General features: G+C 59.5%; 23 protein-coding genes and 1 pseudogene. 10 read left to right on the forward strand and 14 right to left on the reverse strand.

Annotated elements, in window-relative coordinates:
- Positions 1-425: 425 nt before the first annotated feature.
- Both DC522_RS14465 and DC522_RS14470 read right to left on the reverse strand, forming a co-directional pair.
- Positions 426-659, reverse strand: a complete 234-nt coding sequence (locus DC522_RS14465) for a hypothetical protein (RefSeq protein ID WP_116529390.1) — start codon at positions 657-659, stop codon at positions 426-428.
- A gap of 29 nt (positions 660-688) precedes the next feature.
- Entirely contained in the window at positions 689-1,459 is a 771-nt protein-coding gene (locus tag DC522_RS14470; protein ID WP_116529391.1) for a Crp/Fnr family transcriptional regulator, read from the reverse strand.
- Positions 1,460-1,576: 117 nt separating this feature from the next.
- Here DC522_RS14470 and DC522_RS14475 point away from each other — a divergent pair.
- Positions 1,577-1,696 (forward strand): annotated as a pseudogene (locus DC522_RS14475) (DNA-binding response regulator); the annotation flags it as partial.
- A 179-nt stretch (positions 1,697-1,875) separates the two neighbouring features.
- The gene (locus DC522_RS14480; RefSeq protein WP_116529393.1) at positions 1,876-2,103 is read left to right on the forward strand and encodes a hypothetical protein; all 228 of its coding nucleotides are present in this window, start codon (positions 1,876-1,878) and stop codon (positions 2,101-2,103) included.
- On the opposite strand, the gene DC522_RS14485 is transcribed toward DC522_RS14480, so the two are convergent.
- Genes DC522_RS14485 through DC522_RS14495 form a run of 5 tightly spaced genes read right to left on the reverse strand, consistent with a single transcriptional unit; the run spans position 2,084 to position 3,507 of the window.
- On the reverse strand, positions 2,084-2,545 hold the full coding sequence (locus DC522_RS14485) for a hypothetical protein (RefSeq protein ID WP_133239291.1): 462 nt from the start codon (positions 2,543-2,545) through the stop codon (positions 2,084-2,086). The genes DC522_RS14480 and DC522_RS14485 overlap by 20 nt on opposite strands.
- Before the next feature lie 32 nt (positions 2,546-2,577).
- A complete protein-coding gene (locus DC522_RS14490) occupies positions 2,578-2,877 on the reverse strand; it encodes a hypothetical protein (RefSeq protein ID WP_116529395.1) in 300 nt (99 codons plus the stop codon).
- 36 nt (positions 2,878-2,913) lie between these two features.
- Positions 2,914-3,075 carry a hypothetical protein gene (locus DC522_RS34800; protein WP_165820159.1) on the reverse strand — a complete coding sequence of 54 codons (162 nt, stop codon included), beginning with the start codon at positions 3,073-3,075 and terminating at the stop codon, positions 2,914-2,916.
- 17 nt (positions 3,076-3,092) lie between these two features.
- The gene (locus DC522_RS34805) at positions 3,093-3,245 is read right to left on the reverse strand and encodes a hypothetical protein (protein ID WP_165820160.1); all 153 of its coding nucleotides are present in this window, start codon (positions 3,243-3,245) and stop codon (positions 3,093-3,095) included.
- The gene (locus DC522_RS14495; protein WP_116529396.1) at positions 3,232-3,507 is read right to left on the reverse strand and encodes a hypothetical protein; all 276 of its coding nucleotides are present in this window, start codon (positions 3,505-3,507) and stop codon (positions 3,232-3,234) included. The genes DC522_RS34805 and DC522_RS14495 overlap by 14 nt, the downstream gene beginning before the upstream one ends.
- Positions 3,508-3,617: 110 nt before the next feature.
- Between DC522_RS14495 and DC522_RS36870 the strand changes: the two genes are divergently transcribed.
- The 5 genes from DC522_RS36870 to DC522_RS34810 all read left to right on the forward strand — a co-directional run bounded on the left by DC522_RS36870 (position 3,618) and on the right by DC522_RS34810 (position 6,653).
- Positions 3,618-3,746 carry a hypothetical protein gene (locus tag DC522_RS36870; protein ID WP_256369858.1) on the forward strand — a complete coding sequence of 43 codons (129 nt, stop codon included), beginning with the start codon at positions 3,618-3,620 and terminating at the stop codon, positions 3,744-3,746.
- The gene (locus tag DC522_RS36875) at positions 3,743-3,865 is read left to right on the forward strand and encodes a hypothetical protein (RefSeq protein ID WP_256369859.1); all 123 of its coding nucleotides are present in this window, start codon (positions 3,743-3,745) and stop codon (positions 3,863-3,865) included. The genes DC522_RS36870 and DC522_RS36875 overlap by 4 nt, the downstream gene beginning before the upstream one ends.
- A gap of 857 nt (positions 3,866-4,722) precedes the next feature.
- A complete protein-coding gene (locus DC522_RS14500; protein WP_116529397.1) occupies positions 4,723-5,292 on the forward strand; it encodes a hypothetical protein in 570 nt (189 codons plus the stop codon).
- A gap of 78 nt (positions 5,293-5,370) precedes the next feature.
- Entirely contained in the window at positions 5,371-5,919 is a 549-nt protein-coding gene (locus tag DC522_RS14505) for a transglutaminase-like cysteine peptidase (RefSeq protein WP_116529398.1), read from the forward strand.
- Positions 5,920-6,476: 557 nt separating this feature from the next.
- A complete protein-coding gene (locus tag DC522_RS34810; protein WP_165820161.1) occupies positions 6,477-6,653 on the forward strand; it encodes a hypothetical protein in 177 nt (58 codons plus the stop codon).
- A gap of 541 nt (positions 6,654-7,194) precedes the next feature.
- Here the strand turns inward: DC522_RS34810 and DC522_RS14510 are convergent.
- Entirely contained in the window at positions 7,195-7,674 is a 480-nt protein-coding gene (locus tag DC522_RS14510) for a WGR domain-containing protein (RefSeq protein WP_371679596.1), read from the reverse strand.
- Between the two features lie 199 nt (positions 7,675-7,873).
- Between DC522_RS14510 and DC522_RS14515 the strand changes: the two genes are divergently transcribed.
- The gene (locus tag DC522_RS14515) at positions 7,874-8,650 is read left to right on the forward strand and encodes a hypothetical protein (RefSeq protein WP_116529399.1); all 777 of its coding nucleotides are present in this window, start codon (positions 7,874-7,876) and stop codon (positions 8,648-8,650) included.
- 94 nt (positions 8,651-8,744) lie between these two features.
- On the opposite strand, the gene DC522_RS14520 is transcribed toward DC522_RS14515, so the two are convergent.
- From DC522_RS14520 to DC522_RS14540, 5 genes are all read right to left on the reverse strand, one after another.
- A complete protein-coding gene (locus DC522_RS14520) occupies positions 8,745-8,969 on the reverse strand; it encodes a hypothetical protein (RefSeq protein ID WP_116529400.1) in 225 nt (74 codons plus the stop codon).
- Between the two features lie 195 nt (positions 8,970-9,164).
- Complete coding sequence (locus tag DC522_RS14525; RefSeq protein ID WP_116529401.1) at positions 9,165-9,395, reverse strand: helix-hairpin-helix domain-containing protein; 231 nt, start codon at positions 9,393-9,395, stop codon at positions 9,165-9,167.
- Between the two features lie 86 nt (positions 9,396-9,481).
- Positions 9,482-9,685: a hypothetical protein gene (locus DC522_RS34300; RefSeq protein ID WP_133239292.1), complete on the reverse strand. Its 204-nt coding sequence runs from the start codon at positions 9,683-9,685 to the stop codon at positions 9,482-9,484.
- Positions 9,686-10,265: 580 nt separating this feature from the next.
- Complete coding sequence (locus DC522_RS14535) at positions 10,266-10,589, reverse strand: hypothetical protein (RefSeq protein ID WP_116529403.1); 324 nt, start codon at positions 10,587-10,589, stop codon at positions 10,266-10,268.
- A 9-nt stretch (positions 10,590-10,598) separates the two neighbouring features.
- Positions 10,599-10,904 (reverse strand): helix-turn-helix transcriptional regulator, encoded by a 306-nt coding sequence (locus DC522_RS14540; RefSeq protein ID WP_165820162.1) that lies wholly within the window; start codon positions 10,902-10,904, stop codon positions 10,599-10,601.
- Between the two features lie 743 nt (positions 10,905-11,647).
- Between DC522_RS14540 and DC522_RS14545 the strand changes: the two genes are divergently transcribed.
- The gene (locus tag DC522_RS14545; protein ID WP_116529405.1) at positions 11,648-12,115 is read left to right on the forward strand and encodes a GFA family protein; all 468 of its coding nucleotides are present in this window, start codon (positions 11,648-11,650) and stop codon (positions 12,113-12,115) included.
- Positions 12,116-12,260: 145 nt separating this feature from the next.
- Here DC522_RS14545 and alaS read toward each other — a convergent pair whose 3' ends face one another.
- Complete coding sequence (gene alaS / locus DC522_RS14550; protein ID WP_116529406.1) at positions 12,261-14,909, reverse strand: alanine--tRNA ligase; 2,649 nt, start codon at positions 14,907-14,909, stop codon at positions 12,261-12,263.
- Between the two features lie 542 nt (positions 14,910-15,451).
- Here alaS and DC522_RS14560 point away from each other — a divergent pair.
- Positions 15,452-16,084, forward strand: a complete 633-nt coding sequence (locus tag DC522_RS14560) for a hypothetical protein (RefSeq protein WP_116529408.1) — start codon at positions 15,452-15,454, stop codon at positions 16,082-16,084.
- Positions 16,085-16,170: the final 86 nt, after the last annotated feature.

Here is a 16,170-nt window from a genome sequence, read left to right on the forward strand (position 1 = left end):
CTACAGAAGCCCCGCTGTCTCCGCTGCGAATGCTTCCTCCCGCACTGAGTCCGTTGGATCCGATACCTGCATTAGCCGAGGCTCCCACCGCGCCCGCATTAGCTCCAGCCCCACCGCCAATGCCACTCGGGCCAAGGCCGCCGCCGATGGAGGCCCCGTTGCCTCCGCTGCTGAGGCCCGCTCCGGCGCTGATCCCGCCAGATCCAACGCCAGCGCTCACTCCTGCGCCCAGTCCAGCAGCACCTCCGCTCACGCCCACTTCGAGCGCTGCTACCCTCTCGACCTGCACGATTGTAAAGACGAATAATGACAGAGCGGCGATAGAGGGTTGTAGGGCCCGAGCCAAATGGGTTCGTTCACTCGTGAGACTGCAAGCCACTGTTGCCCTCCCGCATGCAAGATGGAGCTATGCCGCTGCCATCAGGTTATTGCCCCAACGAGCGTGGGCAAGACGGGCATAAGGCGATGAAGAATACCCCGTGCGAGTAGGCTGCTGGCTTGCGAAAGCGGGCTCGCTTCTGCTCGTCAGCAATTATTCCAATCTCGGCCGCCGAGCGGGCCGCCCCTTGTACCGCGGCTTCCAGACTGTCGAACTCGGAGCCCTCGTCATCACGCACAACCTGCGCCCCGTCATGAATGTCAAAGTAGTAGCGGGCCACGGCAATGTCCTCTTAGAAGTGAGGTCTCCTTACACAACGGTGCAGTTTGGTGGTTTCCCACGCGAGGGAGCTGCCGGGTAGGTACCGGGCAGCAGGCGCTGGTAGAGCTGCCGGATCCGGCCGTAGCATTCGCAGGCCGCCTCCTCGAGACCCGCCCGGTCGATCACCGTGATGCTCCCTCGGCTCTGCTGGATCAGCCCGGCACCTTGGAGCGTGCGGGTCACCACACTGACGGTGGAGCGTTGCACGCCCAGCATCTCGGCCAGGACCTCGTGCGTGAGCAGCAAGGTGTCCCTCCCCACCCGATCCTGGAGTCTCAGGATCCAGCGGCAGCAGCGCGCCTCCACCGGATGGACGGCATTGCAGGTGAGCATCTGGAACGTCTGCGCCAGCAGGGCCTCGCTATAGCGGGCAATCAACTGCCGAAGCTTGGGGTGCGCGTTCCGCACCTCATCAAGGCGCTCCACCGCGATGCGCGAGGCGGTGCCGGGCATCTGCACGCTGTAGCGCCCGAAAGCCTCCCGCGTGACCTGCGCACTCAGCAGGCCCAGCACGCCCTCGCGCCCGAACACCGCCACCTCGACGGTCCTGCCATCCTCCAGAACATTCACGAGCGACACGACCGTGTCATGCGGGAAGTACGCGTAGGACACGGTCGTGTCGCTCGTGTCATAGAGCACCAGCCCCAGTGTCAGCTCGACGAGTTCGAGATGAGGCTCCAGACCCGCAAACTCCTCCGGCTCCAGGGCCGCCAGGAGCCCGTTGGTGCGATGATCGGCTGAGGGAGCCTGGGGTGGCATTTCTTATCTTCGTGATTGCCTCGGCAACAGGTGAAGTTTGTGTAGACAGGTTCAGCCGCTCGTCGCCTATCGTATTCCTACGTCGGAATGTCCCGATAGGACGAACCAGATCTTGCCGGATTGGAGGCGAGTGTGGTCGAGGGGCACGTGAGCAAGTTGCGCAAGAAGTTGCGCCAGGGCCTCGGCTACGATCCAATTCAGGCGCAACGACACGCAGGATACAGCTTCCTCGGCTAAAGCCTGCCCCGCTCCCAGATGCATGCAAGAGCGCATCATGAAAGGGCACCCGTGACACACTGCGCATTGGCGAGTTTTCCAGAGCGGCATGGTCCGTTCAGGAGCGGTTTATCTCGAAACCGTATTGTATCCTCGCCTTAACGAGCGGCGCTCTGCTGCCTTACCGTCGGAGGGCACCGATGCACTGCTACTTTAATCTGGTGAACGGCAACGACGTCATCCCTGACGACACGGGAGTGGAGGTCTCCAGCCTGGAGATGGCACAGAGCCTCGCGCATCGAGCCATCCAGGAGATCCGGGCGGAGGCCGATCTGGTCAATGGGGACTGGCGCGGCTGGCGTCTGAATGTCGTCTGCCCGGAGGGAAGCGTCCTCGCGTCCATCTGCCTTAGCGCACCCGTTCAGTAAAGGCAGGCCGTGGCATCTCCTGGCAGTCGTCCGCCGTCGGCTCCTGCCCCTTCCTCGACGAGCGGATGTGCACCACGCCCATCACGGCCTTGCTGTCGATCTCGTGTTCCTGCGTGACACGTTCGCCATACTTCTTCGGAGCGCGTTTCGACATGATCCACTTTCGGGTGTCGATGCGCAGCCGGTCGGCCTGAACGCTCTCGCCATCAGCGGCATCGGCAATCTCCAGCAGCTCGTCTTCCATGCGGTAGAGCTGGAACTCCTTCGCGCGTGCGTATTGCTGGCGAAACTCTTCTTCGTCCTCGGCCGCCAGCGCCCGGTAGATCGTTCGGGCATCCGGCATATGCGCCTCTGCCGCAATTTGCCGGATCGTCTCGCCGTCAATGACACGGGCGCAGATTTCGTCCTTGAGCTCCTTCGTCAGCACTTTCGGTCGTCCCACGGGCCGCTTCTCGCTCATGCTCTTGTGACCCATCAGGACAGGGGTGCGGTCGGATAGGTCGGCAGCCGATGTTCTGGCTCGGGCCCATCGTCGGCTGTCCTCGACGAGCGCATGTTCACCACGAAGCTCGAACCCTCGGGCAGCTCGTGCTCCTCGACCCGCTTGTCACGCCACTTGCCGGGCTGGCGGTTTTTCAGCCAGAAGATGCAGGCCGTGGTATCGGGCGGGTAATAGGTCAGCGTCTCTGCGCGGATGACCTCGCCCTCGTGGCAGAACAGCTTCTCGGTCTGCATGGTGTAGCCGCACGCCTTGGTGTAGAGGCGCTCGGCCACAGTGGCGTCGGCAAAAGCCTTGCCCCTTTTTAGGGCCTAGCAAAATTCGGGATGAACCAGCTTCCAGCGGTAAAGCGTGGCCTCATCCACCTCGAAGTATTTCGCCAGCTCTTCATCGGTCGCGCCCCAGAGGAGGCACGCCTTGTACGCCATCTCGGCGTAGTCGGAATGGTACTTGGTCGGTCGTCCAGCGGTCATGAGCCCGCTCCTTCTGTTCATGTTTCGTTCACACAATATCGGCGCGCTTCGGTTGTTCGTCCATAGGGGCAAAGCCGAGCGGCCTGGACGAACTCACCGTCCTCGGCGACCTCGATGCCGGTCTCCAGGGCGCACATGGCGGCGTGCTTGGGCAGCTCACGCTTGGTCATGGCTCTCTCCTCCCTCGTGGCGGGACTGACCGCCCTGGAGACGGACGCCCGGTCGCCCGTGGTTCAGGAACTCAACACCGGCAGCCTCCAGGGCGAGCTGGACTTTCAGCACGATGTGGGCCGGGCTGGTGATCACCCCGGCGGCATGCGCCTCCATCTTGCGGATCGTGTTGACGTGGACGCCCGCAGCCGCCGCCAGCGCCTCTTGGGCCATGGCGACCAAGCCACGGGCCGCTCTCAGCTGGTTTCCGGTGGTGAGCATTCAGACCTTCCGCTCGAAGTCACGTTGTATTCCAATGTCTTCAGGTCTATTATACACATGATCGCCAAGATGAGCAACTTGACAGGTGTCCCTTTCACCTCATGGAGGAAATGATGACCCGTCGCGACCCGAACCTCATCATCCCGCAAGCCCTTCCCAATACCGCAATGAAACGCGCCCCGGCGACACGAAGCGTCGTCGCCAAGCCGCGTACCGCAGGGCTTGGAGCGACGCCATGAATCTCACGCGGTCGCATATCGAGAAACTGGCCCGATGCGGGCATCTCGGCGAGACCGCTTACCGCGACCTGAAGACCATCGTCGAGACGCCGCCGCCGGAGCTGGCCGCGAGGCCGTAGGCCATGGCTTCGGAGCAAACGGGATTTCAAGGCGGCTGTACGAGCTTGATTGCAGGGCTTGGCAGGCAAGGGGCTATGCGGCTGGGGCAGCTGAGCGGCCACACAGGAGGCGGCTACAGGCGCACTTGGTGTTCAGGTTGGATGGTGCGGCGCAACCTTTCGCTATGGTGCGCTGCAACCTTTCAACCCGAGCGGCGTTAGCATGGGCTTATTCGATCTGCCGGGCTCGGTCTTGCTGAAGCGTTTTCTGGATCTTGCTGCGGTGCCATGGACGCCGCTAGATGTCGGACTCGTCGCGACTGCGATCACCGCCGCCAGCGCGGCTGTGGTCCTGTGTTCGCAGTTGCCATAGTCGCGAGGTGGTGCGCTGCAACGCTGAGGGCAGGACACTGCCCTGCAAAAAAGCTCCCTCGTCATGAAGGATCTGGCTAGGGAGCTGATCTCAGAGGATGTCCACCAATGCGTGCCGTACCAAATCTTCCAAAGCAGATCTTGCTCCTCTGACGGCCTTGCGACTTGAGAAAACTCTTCGGCCTCCCAGAGGCTTGTAGGCAGTAAAAATCAAAGACCCGCCTGTGTCACCTCGTGTCAGCCGAGAAGCCGCAGGAAAGAGCGCCTTACTGGCAACCCGCCCCCGAGAATCACCGAGAGAAATGCGAGCCGATTTTTGCTCCAATACGTGAACATGAGCATTGTTTCACCGTGACCACAGAAAATATGCTTGGCCATAGGGAGAAAGAACTTTCGCCAAGAAAGTAGGCTTGCAATAGGAACTTAAATTCATCTGAGGGGTAATAGAAGGCACTCAGGGGCTGCTCCATCGGCCCTATGTCGGAACTTGGATCTTGGAGAGACTCATGCTTCGTTCGCTTTCTCTCGTTTCGCTCGGCTTCACTGCCCTGTTCGCCTCCACGCCCTCTCACGCGCAGACTGCCGCCCCCGGCGCGCAGTGTCGTCCCGCGGTCGAGAACCCGTCCCTGTATCACAGCTGCCGGCTCCGGATCGTCAATGGCTCCGAAATCTGCCGTTGCCGGATCACAGCGGGTGCGCTGAACCGCAATCTTAGCGCTCAACCCGATGGCGATACCTTGACAACCGGCTCTATTGGCCGCGCGGGCGGCCAGTTGAGTTCCGGGGCGGCTGGCCCTCTTCAAGGTGCACCATTCGGCAGCGGCAACGCAGCAGCCGGCGGCAATTCGCCGGCCCTCAGTAGCGGATCTGCTACCACGGAACAGGACAATGCCGGGCTTGGCAACGGCTGGGAATCCTCCGATGTGCGCGATTACGGTGGCGCGTCCGCGGTTGTCGCCAGCGGCATTGATACGAGCCGGGGAGACCCGGACAATCCAGGCCATAATCCCGATGTTTCTCCTGGGAACAGCGGCAGTGCCGGGAAAAGCGGTGAGGCGCCGGGGCACACAAGATAGAGCGAGCTGAGGAATCTCGCGACTTTGCACGAGCCCTGATCAACTGAACAACTCTACGGATGATCAAGGAGGCGGCCCATGGTCCTCGCGGGACGGCGCGGATTGGCGATAGCTGCGCTGCTGCTCGCCACGCTCGAGCATTCATGTTCGGCTCAGGCGATGGCAAAATCCGAGAAGGTGTCGCGATCCTCGCACGTCGTCTTGACGGCGCAGCGCCTGGCCGTGCTGCGGCAGGTCAATCAGCATGTGAACAGCACGATTACGGAAGTGTCCGATCTGGAGCAGTATGGCCGAGAGGACGTATGGACCCTTCCCGCGAGTGGCAAGGGGGACTGCGAGGATTTTGCTCTGCTCAAGCGCAAGCTGCTGGCAGAAAGTGGCTGGCCCGCCTCGACGCTTCTCGTGACGGCAGTGCAAACGGCAGCGGGAGAACCGCACGCGGTTCTCATCGCCCGAACAGACAAGGGCGATTACGCTCTGGACAACAAGACGAGCGCAATTCGCCCTCTTGCAGCAACAGGTTATGTGATCCTGTCGCAGCAGTCCCAGAAGTTCCCCGGCAAATGGATCTCGGCGGGCACAGGCGAGAAGACGGATGGGCCGGTGGCTGATTTGCCGGTGCGGTAGAGGGCGCTCCCCTCCGGGCAAGACGGCAGCGACACTGGGAGGCCCGCAAGCGTCATTGGCGCAGGTAGAGGCAATTGGCCGTCTACCCTCTGCTACACACAAGACAGGCTGAGTTGCGTATCATGCCTCCAAACAGAACCCCGTTCGGCTCTACCCCGAACGGGGTTTCTTCTTTCTTGGCTTCCATCTGGATACCCCGCTTGAGTGAAGGAGGGTCTGAAGGGGCGCTCTACATGGTTCGCATGGACATTCGCACAGCTCTCCTCCTTGCCCTCTGCCTCGCCCTGAGTCTGTTGACCTTTGTGAATCTCCCAAGCCCCGCTAAGGGCTTCGATGGACGCTAGGCCGTCACTATTGACGGGGACACGATAGCCAAAGGATCGGAGCGGGTGCATCTACGCCGGCATTGGTTCGGATGACTTCAGTACTAGCCTAAATCCTTCTTTTGCGAGAAGTGTTTGCCCCTTATACTACTTGGGAGTTCTATGTTCGGATCAATCGGCTTAATCATAAATCACCCTTGCTAGTCGCAATGAGACAGTCCCGGAGATTTTCCAATGGGAGAAGACGAAGATGATTCAGATGCTCGTGAAGCAAGAAAGCGCAGAATGGAGGAGGCACAGCGCGAGGTGAAAAATACGATAGATAAAATGAAGGCTGATACAGAGAGAATTCGCCGCATGATGGTAGAAGCTGAAGAAAAAAAGAGGAAGGAAGATTCACATAAGAAGTAAAGAGTTCATTTTTGCTGTCTGACATAAGTGATGAGGTGGATATACTCAAATTATATCATGCCCATACTGGCCATATTACGTCCAGGCTACCTTTGCGTAAAGCAACGGGTCGGCTATGTGTGACATCGTGAAATGACTTTGAGGCCATTTGAATCTATTTTGGTTCAAGGTAATCGCGGAGAGCCTCCATGCTATGGCCTCTGATCCTCGCCGCACTTCTCGCCTTATCGTCCGTTCCAGCCGAAGCTCGTTCCAAGGCTGCGGATTACCTAGTCCAGGAACAGATTGCGCAGGCATGCGAGGGGCAGAACGGGCGAATTGATCCCAGCGGAGCGATTGAGCGGGACATCACGGGCGACGGCAATGCCGACCTCGTTATTAGCCACGAAGGCATTAGCTGCTCTGGAAATGCACGTAGTAGCTACTGCGGAGCTCAGGTTTGCTCAGTCAACATCTATGTGCGCCGCGGAGCGCTGCTACAGCTAGAGCTTGAAACGCTTGGAACTGGCGTGAGCGTTGGCGGCGGACGGGTTCCGACTATTCAGATGCATGGCCATGGTGGAAGGCCGAGAACCCTCAAATGGGATGGGCGTGGATTTCGCTGAGCCATGCATGAAAGGATGTTGATAAAGGCTAATCCGCTGGACTGTATCTCTGGAGGCTCGGCGTGAAGAGCTGCATGTGCCTCCCCTTCCCCTCTGTGCTCGTCCAAGCGGGTCTTGCCTGCCGTTCCAACCCTCCCCCATCGCCTGACGAGAACCACGCGCCCGAATAGATCCCGCTCCACCTCGAGGGAGTAGAACCGAGCCATGTTCTGGGACGGATCGACTTTGCACAAGGTTACAGGCTGCACGGGTGCGGCAACGCGGGCGGGCAGCTCCGTGGCGTGACGTCTGGAGCGGAGGAAGGTGAAGGACAGTTGGCGCATGAGTGTGGCCTCTGTGATGGGCCTGACCAGCAGTGCAGAAAGCTTCCCTTCGTTGCATAGCTGCGTGACGCCGTGGACATCCAACTTTAGCATTCAGGCTTTTAGAGCATTACACCTAATATTCGTTGTTAATAGCTGAATTTCAGAGAAATTGAGGTGCGGCGCGAACGAATGCCGTTAAGGGGCCAGTTTGTACAGGATCGTTCCAGCTATTCAGCTCCTGACGTTAGATAAGCAAACATCGATAGCTCGCTTTCGAGTTAGCAGATAAGGTCTAAAGGAGGCGGTGATTATGGATCCGTTATCAACAGTCGTAGATCCTTTTCACATCATCTATGCTGAGCCAGCTATCGGTTGGGAGACATTTTCCCGCCAGTGGCTCGGGGTAGTGTTGGTCCCTCTTGCCACTCTGGTTGGGGCACTGCTCATCTTTCTCCAACTCAGACATACTTGGCGATCCTACGAGGAAGGACAGACTTGGAAGAAATCTGAGTTTCTCGCAAACCAAGTAAAGGATTTCTACCAAGATCCTATGGTAGAAAAAGTAATGAATTTACTAGATTACAAAGCAAGGGTTCTGAAAATTCCAAATAAAAAGGTGGATGTGCTCTTTATACAAGGTGAAGATGTATTAAACGTAGCTCGTAACGCAGTGGCCGGAAGGGATATATTCTTTGCAAAGGGTGACTTCGTGATTATTTCGACAAGCCTCAGGCCCGCTGAGTCCTCTCAGCAATTCAGCGAAAATGAGGTTTATGTCAGGGATTTATTTGATTGGTTTTTCTTTAGGTTGGGCGAATTCCAGCACATGATTGATAACAAGCTTTTCGAATATAAGGAGCTTGAGGTGCATATAGGTTATGTATTCAGGCTTGTGACAGGAAAACTGGATCATGTGTCGACAGATCTAGTTAAAGCTATGGGGGGTTATCGGGAGGAGTGGAAATTCAGTGGAGTTGATACGCTTTTAGAGCGTTGCGAATACCCAGATAAATTCCTGCCGCGGCCGAGCCTAATTCGCAGAGCAGGAGATCAGGTCGTGAGCCGTTTACGACATCTTGCAGGGTAATGGTCGTCAACTTACCAATCAGCATCCTAACCAATTTGCGCCGTCCTCATCATCGCGAAGCTGGATCGTCTCGCCCGCAACGTGGCCTTCATCTTCAACCTGATGGAATCGGGTGTTGTTCATTGGCATCCGGTCCATCGGGCATGATTAGCACGGAAACGGCGTATCCTTGAGAGGCCAGGGCATCTGCGGCATTGAAGGCCGAGGTTTCGGCTTCCTCACGCGTGGGGTACAAAATCTGAGTGCGATCCTTGTATGTAACCAACCACTCATTCTGAACCTGGAACACAACAAAACGCTCGGTATGGGTTGAGTGCATTGTTGCCTCCCCTTGAGGTGAGCAGCCGCAACGCTAGCATGCCAATCGCCAAAACGGCTGACTGAAAAGGAGAGCCTGTCGTCTACTCAGAGTAGGCATCCTCCGGAAGGATAGTGATCCTACGACAGCGGCAAATGCCTCCAAGATTGCTCCCGGTTCCATAGAGGGGCTTCTGCAAATGCCGCGGTACAGGTGCTACTCCTTACCCGAAGGCGGCTCTTTGGAAGGGGTGGCACGGGCGAGTTCTTCTCGGATCAGTTGTGCCGTCTTGGGGCCGATACCCGGGAGCGTGTGGATCTGGTCCGCCATAGCCCTGAGCCGATCCAAGCTCGTGATGCCCTCTTGGCGCAGAGCCTCCCAAGCCTGGAAAGGCAAACGCAGCCCCCTGATTGGTCCCCCGATACGCTCCCACTTGGGACTGGGCATGCGTCTCCCCTCTGAGCTTGGCCCCTTCAGGTACAGGGTACAACCAGGAGGCTTTGTGCCAACATTCCGAGCATCAGAATATCAGCCTATTCTACTTCTTTTCCCGGGCTGCCCCCCTGCGGGGAGCCTCCATCATTGGCAGAGGCAATGCGGGCCAGCTCGGCCCTGATGGCACGGGCCGTCTCAGGACCAATGTCGCGGAACTGTTCCAGCCGGTCGGCGACAGCTCTCAGCTTCTTCAACGTAGTGATGTTCTCGCGCCGCAGCACGTACCAAGCTCTTGGTGGCAACAGGAGACCTCCAATCAATCCTCGGCAGTTTCCGTTCTCATCAACACGCGGCATTGGCGTGCTCCCGGCACTTCTCCTGTCACGGCAAGCCTTGAGCTGGGACTCATGGCGGCTTTCACCTTATACGTCGGCGCGGCCGCTGTTGGCTGGCAAAGGGAGGTAGTGAAGCAGGGCTAATCCGGCGGACGACCGTTCCATAAATGCGCTTCTGCAAATCGCGGGATACTCAACCGTCATCCTTCACGCGCTGCCATCGGCGTTTGGAGCGGTAATCATCCCGGTCACGCTGGCGATAAACGCGCCGTTCATAGACGCTTCGTCCCCGTCCATCGTCAGTGATGACAGTGTCGATCCGGGTATGGACCCCATTTGAAGAGTTCGAACTTGAGTTTGAGGACGTGTTACCGGCTTGGCTCGGCGTTGCAAGAGCAAGGGTAGCCAGCATTGAGAACGTGAACAGGTGTTTCACCATGGATCTCCTGGTTCTATGCGGCTCGCGAAGATGCAACACTTGGCCTGATTGGGCGATGAAAAGCATTCCATAAAAGGGGTTCTGCGAATTTCGCACATCAGAACCGGCTCATTCTCCACCGTGGGTGGAGCAGTACTCTGACCTATGCCGCGCCTTCCACTCTTCGGCGCTGAGTTGGGAGCCACCCTTCAACGTGTTGCCGCACAGCTTGCCCGCTTTGGTTTTGGCACCGCATTTGGCTTCGCCGCCGCACTCGATCCATTCTTGGTATTCGTCGCGGGTCAGGCCGAAATGCTTTGCGGCGAACCCGTCAGGATCGCGTTTGTATTCTGCTACTTCCTGCTCCGTGAGACTGACATACTCGCCGCCGTAGACGTTTGTAAGGGTGGCGACGTATTCGATCTCGGCAGAATTGATCGTCTTCTTTGTCATGTTCCCTCCTCATCCCGCCGCTTGATCAGCGGCGTCATCATCCAAATCCTTAACCGATTCCGAAATTTCAGCCTCGCGCCGGGCAGCTTCTCTGATCGCGTCCCGGAGTTGCTGAGGAAATCGGCTCTCCTCCAGCGGGCCGCCCATGTAGAGCCAATGAAGGTCCACGTCGTAGATCCGGGCGAACTCGATTGCGGTATCAATAGGGATCCGCGAGCGGCCACGTTCGTATTGGTTCCAAGTCTGCGGCTTGATGCCGGTCTTTTTGCAGAGCGCCGCCTGAGTTCCTGCAACAGCAATCCGGACGAGCTTCATCCGCTGACCGATTGCCGGAAATGTTTCTTTCTTGACATAAGCCCGGGAATACCGTGGCGAAGTATCCATCCCTCCCCCGCAAAGAAGTCACCAGCTAATAGGCGCGCTCCTATCGAAAGCCGTCAAGGGGATGCAGGCTCATGCACTGACGACAGCAAGTTCCCGTACAATAGTATTGAACGCTTACGGAGAGATTTGCTTATTTCACAGCCCTTTGAAGTGCGGCCGCTGAACGACGCTGAATTTTCTATACAACGCCTTTTCTGTGGATGACTTCGATCCAGGAGACTTTCACAGATCCCGATATCCTCGCCGCCGCTTCTCCCGGGCGATGGCCTCGATCTCGTCAGCGTAGATCTCGGCCTTCTCCTGCCCGTTCGTGCCGGTCCGCCCCTTTGCTTTACTGGGCAGTGTCTCAGCATGAATTTAGCGGGGATTGACCCGCCTTTTGCGCCCGCCGCCCGCCGCAGCAGCTCTGGCTGCAGCCAAGCGCATCGTCGGCGAACTGTAGGCCAAGTTTGCGCGAGAAGGCCGGGAGAGCTATTGGCACTAATAGCAAAAACGGGGCAACATCTCGGAAGAGATTCCGGAATCGGAGATAGACAGGTTTCGTCTTGCCGAGTTGCACTACTTCGCTTCCCATATGCTTCCCAACCCTGGTTTCTGGGAAGCAGATGGAGCCGCAGGCAGGCACGATTGAGGGCGAAGAATGCCATCCAAGCAGAACGGGAGGAAGCAACTAAATGTTTGAAGCAAAAGCAAAACCCGTTATGACCGGCGGCTGCCAGTGCGGCGCGGTGCGCTACGCGCTGATGTCCGAGCCGACCCATGCGAGCATCTGCCATTGCCGCATGTGCCAGAAGGCGTTCGGCAATTACTTCGCCCCGCTGACCGGAGTACCGAGACGAGACCTGGTCTGGACGAAGGGCCGGCCCGGCATCTTCAGGAGTTCGGAGGCCGTGGAGCGCGGCTTCTGCCGGGATTGCGGTACGCCGCTGACCTATTCCTACCTTGAAGACGACCGCATCAGCGTCTCGATCGGCAGCCTCGACGAGCCGAGCCGGGTAGAGCCGGAAATCCAATACGGCATCGAGAGCAGACTTCCCGCATTCGAGACTCTGCATCTCCTGCCCGGTCAGAGAACGGAAGACTACGCGACGCCAGAGGAATTGGCGAGAATGGCCTCCCGCCAGCATCCGGATCACGATTGAGGCTTCTGAATAGCGACGCGCTGTTCTGTTTCGTCAATCATGTGGATACCCGCCTGCGCAGGAACGACCGTGACGAAGTAAGCGACCCCTTTCGCAGCGATCCCGGATCGGTTCTCGCCGTCCGGGATGAGATACTGTTTGGCCCTTAAGCCGCCGCCAGCGCCGCTTCAATGGCAGACAAAGCTGCCTCAGCCTGAGCTCCGTCGGGACCACCGGCCTGGGCCATGTCACGGCGCCCGCCGCCGCCCTTGCCACCGAGCTTCTCGGAGCCGATGCGTACGAGGGAGACCGCATCGTACTTCGCCGTCAGGTCATCCGTGACAGCGACCACGATGCCAGCCTTGCCGTCCTCGGCGACGCCCACGATGGCGACGACGCCGGAGCCGAGGCGCTTCTTGCCCTCGTCCGCGAGGCTCTTGAGGTCCTTCATCTCGACGCCAGTGACGGCACGCGCCATGAGCTTGGTGCCGGCCACATCCTTGATCGGCTCGCCGCCTGCGCCGCCGCCGCCCATGGCGAGCTTGCGGCGCGCTTCTGCCAGATCGCGCTCCAGCTTGCGGCGCTCTTCCAGAAGAGCCGAGAGGCGCGACGAGACCTCGTCCACCGGAGTCTTCAGGAGGCTCGCCACCTCCTGCAACTTGCGGCTTTCCCCGGAGAGATGATGGCGCGCGGCATCGCCCGTCATTGCTTCTAGACGGCGTACACCCGCGGCGACTGCGCTCTCGGACACGATGGTCACGAGGCCGATGTCGCCAGTGCGGTTCACATGCGTGCCACCGCAGAGTTCGACCGAGAAGGCCCTGTTGCCGTCGCCCTTGCCCATGGAGACCACTCGGACCTCATCGCCGTACTTCTCGCCGAAGAGCGCGCGCGCGCCGGATTCGATGGCTTCGTCCACCGCCATGAGCTTGGTGACAACCGGCTCGTTCTGGAGCAGCACCTTATTGGCGATCTCCTCGATCTTCACGAGTTCCGCCTCCTCGATAGGCTTCGGATGGCTGAAGTCGAAGCGCAGCCGGTCGGAGGCCACCAGAGAGCCCTTCTGGGCCACGTGGTCGCCAAGTACCTGACGCAACGCCTCATGCAGGAGGTGCGTCGCGGAATGGTTCGCGCGAATGGCCGAGCGGCGCTCGTGATCCACGATCAGCTCGAGCGACTGGCTGGGCTTCAGGGTGCCGTGCTCCACGGTGACGTGATGCACGAAGAGGTCTCCGAGCTTCTTCTCGGTATTGGTCACGAAGATCCGGGCACCGTCGCCCTGCATCACGCCGGTATCACCGACCTGGCCACCGGACTCGCCATAGAACGGCGTCTGGTTGAGAACCGCGAGGCCGGTCTCCCCCGGCTTCAGCTCCTGCACTTCCTGGCCGTCCTTGAGGAGTGCCAGAACAATGCCCTCGGCGGTCTCCGTGTCGTAGCCAAGGAACTCGGTGGCGCCGGTGCGCTCCTTCACGGAAAACCAGACGGTCTCCGTCGCCGCCTCGCCCGAGCCGGACCAGGCTGCGCGCGCCTTCTCGCGCTGGCGTTCCATGGCGGCGTTGAAGCCTTCCGTATCGACGCCAATGCCGCGCGGCTTCAGGGCATCCTGCGTGAGATCCAGCGGGAAGCCATAGGTGTCGTAGAGCGTGAAGGCCGTGTCGCCCGAGAGATTCTGGCCCTTGGTGAGATTGCGGGTCTCCTCGTCGAGGATGGTGAGGCCGCGCTCCAGGGTCTTGCGGAAGCGGGTCTCCTCCAGCTTCAGGGTCTCGGTGATCAGCGCCTCGGCGCGGATCAGCTCCGGATAGGCCTGTCCCATCTCGCGCACGAGAGCGGGCACGAGGCGGTACATGAGCGGCTCCTTCGCGCCGAGCAGCTGCGCATGACGCATGGCGCGGCGCATGATGCGGCGAAGCACGTAGCCGCGGCCTTCGTTCGAGGGCAGCACGCCGTCGGCCACGAGGAAGCAGGAGGTGCGCAGGTGGTCCGCGATCACGCGGTGCGAGGCCTTGCGGTCACCTTCCGGCGCAACGCCGGTGGCATGGGCCACGGCCTCGATGAGGGTGCGGAAGAGGTCCGTATCGTAATTCGAGTACACGCCCTGCAGGATCGCCGAGACGCGCTCCAGACCCATGCCGGTATCGATGGAGGGCTTCGGCAGGCCGATGCGGTTGCCGGGCTCGATCTGCTCGTATTGCATGAACACGAGGTTCCAGAACTCGAGGAAGCGGTCGCCATCCTCCTCCGGGCTGCCGGGAGGCCCGCCCCAGAGCTTGTCGCCCTGGTCGATGAAGATTTCCGAGCAGGGGCCGCAGGGGCCGGTATCGCCCATCTGCCAGAAATTGTCCGATGTCGGGATGCGGATGATCTTGGAATCGGAGAAACCCGCGATCTTCTTCCAGAGGTTCGCCGCCTCGTCGTCGTCATGGTAGACGGTGACGAGGAGTCTGTCCTTCGGCAGGTTGAATTCCTTGGTGATCAGCCCCCAGGCGAGCTCGATGGCACGCTCCTTGAAGTAATCGCCGAACGAGAAGTTGCCGAGCATCTCGAAGAAGGTGTGGTGGCGCGCCGTGTAGCCGACGTTATCGAGATCGTTGTGCTTGCCGCCCGCGCGCACGCATTTCTGCGCGGTCGCCGCCGTGCTGTAGGGGCGCTTCTCGGCACCCGTAAAGACGTTCTTGAACTGCACCATGCCGGCATTCGTGAACATCAGGGTCGGGTCGTTGCGCGGCACGAGGGGGCTCGATGCCACGACCTCATGACCGTTCTTGGCGAAGTAATCGAGGAAGGCCGACCGGATTTCGTTGACGCCGCTCATGGGTTCTCAAACTCGAAAAAGGGGGTTTTTAGGCCCGGAAAGGTAGTGTTGGTGGGCGGTTTTAGCCGCACCCGGCCCCTCTGTCGAGGCGGCGTTTCGGCTACGGAAGCGAATAGGCCCGCACTACAGCATCGGACCCAAAAGTGGATTTGCACTTTTGGGGTTCATCCGATGCTTTCTCCTTCAATGAGAGCATCGTTGAGAGCGGAAAACCGGATCCACTTTTCGCTGACGCGGACCTTCGGTTCCGCACGATGCTCTAGAAGCCTGGGGCCCAATTGGCGCATCCGGAAGGCGAGGAGCCTAAAGTTCCGGCCCTTCGGCAACCGGTTGCCCTCTCGGACGTCCGCTGAAATGGGACAAGCTGCCATCCCTGGCCAGTCCAGAAGACCCTGTTGGAGCAAGCCCCCAAGGATACGGTTTCCTTGCTTTCGAGGAGCCCGCACAATTATAGTTCCAAGACTTAAGAATGGTGGGGAGCGGCAACGCCAGTGTGGATCACGTCTTTTCCCGGACGTTCAGACAGCGCATCATGGAGAATCGTGAGATCGGGTTCCCTTGTTCTCGCGCTCCTTGGCGGGCCTGCAGCGGCGCAAGCTCCTGTTACACCGCCGCCGGAAGAGCGAGCTTGGCATCTTACGGTTTATGGCAGCCGATGGGTCAATGCCGATCTGCTGGAGATCCCGGAGCAGACACTCACGGGCGAGCTGACGGGCGAGGACGCCTATATTGTCGGAGCGGGCCTCTCGCGGGTCATCGTTCCCTCTTTCGCCATCCCGTTGCTTGGTACGGATTTCGCATTCCGCGGCAACCGGATTGAGCTCGAAGGCCAGGTGCTCCGCCACTTTGGCGACCAGACCCATTGGGAAGGGACGGTCGCCCTCATGTTCCGGACCGGGCAGATCCCGCTCTTCGGCGGATTGAGCGTGAATCTGGCTTTCGGCGAGGGCCTCTCCTATGCCTCGGAGCGTCCAAGGCTGGAAGGCAGCGGTAGCGTCGAGCCCACCCAGCTTCTCAACTATCTCGCCTTCGAAGCCGAATTCTCCCATTCCTCCCTGCCGGGCGTGTATTTCGTCCCCCGGATCCATCATCGTTCCGGAGTTTTCGGGCTCTTTGCCGACAAGGGGTCCGGCTCGAATTTCATCGGAGCCGGAATCAGGGTGGATCTGCGATAAGCGCTGAGGCCTTGAACCCCACCTATCGAGAATGTCGTCCCGGACGCAGCGAAGCGAGGATCGGGATCGTTTTCCGAATTGGGCAC

The organism is Microvirga sp. KLBC 81 (assembly GCF_003075415.1).
Classification (GTDB): domain Bacteria; phylum Pseudomonadota; class Alphaproteobacteria; order Rhizobiales; family Beijerinckiaceae; genus Microvirga.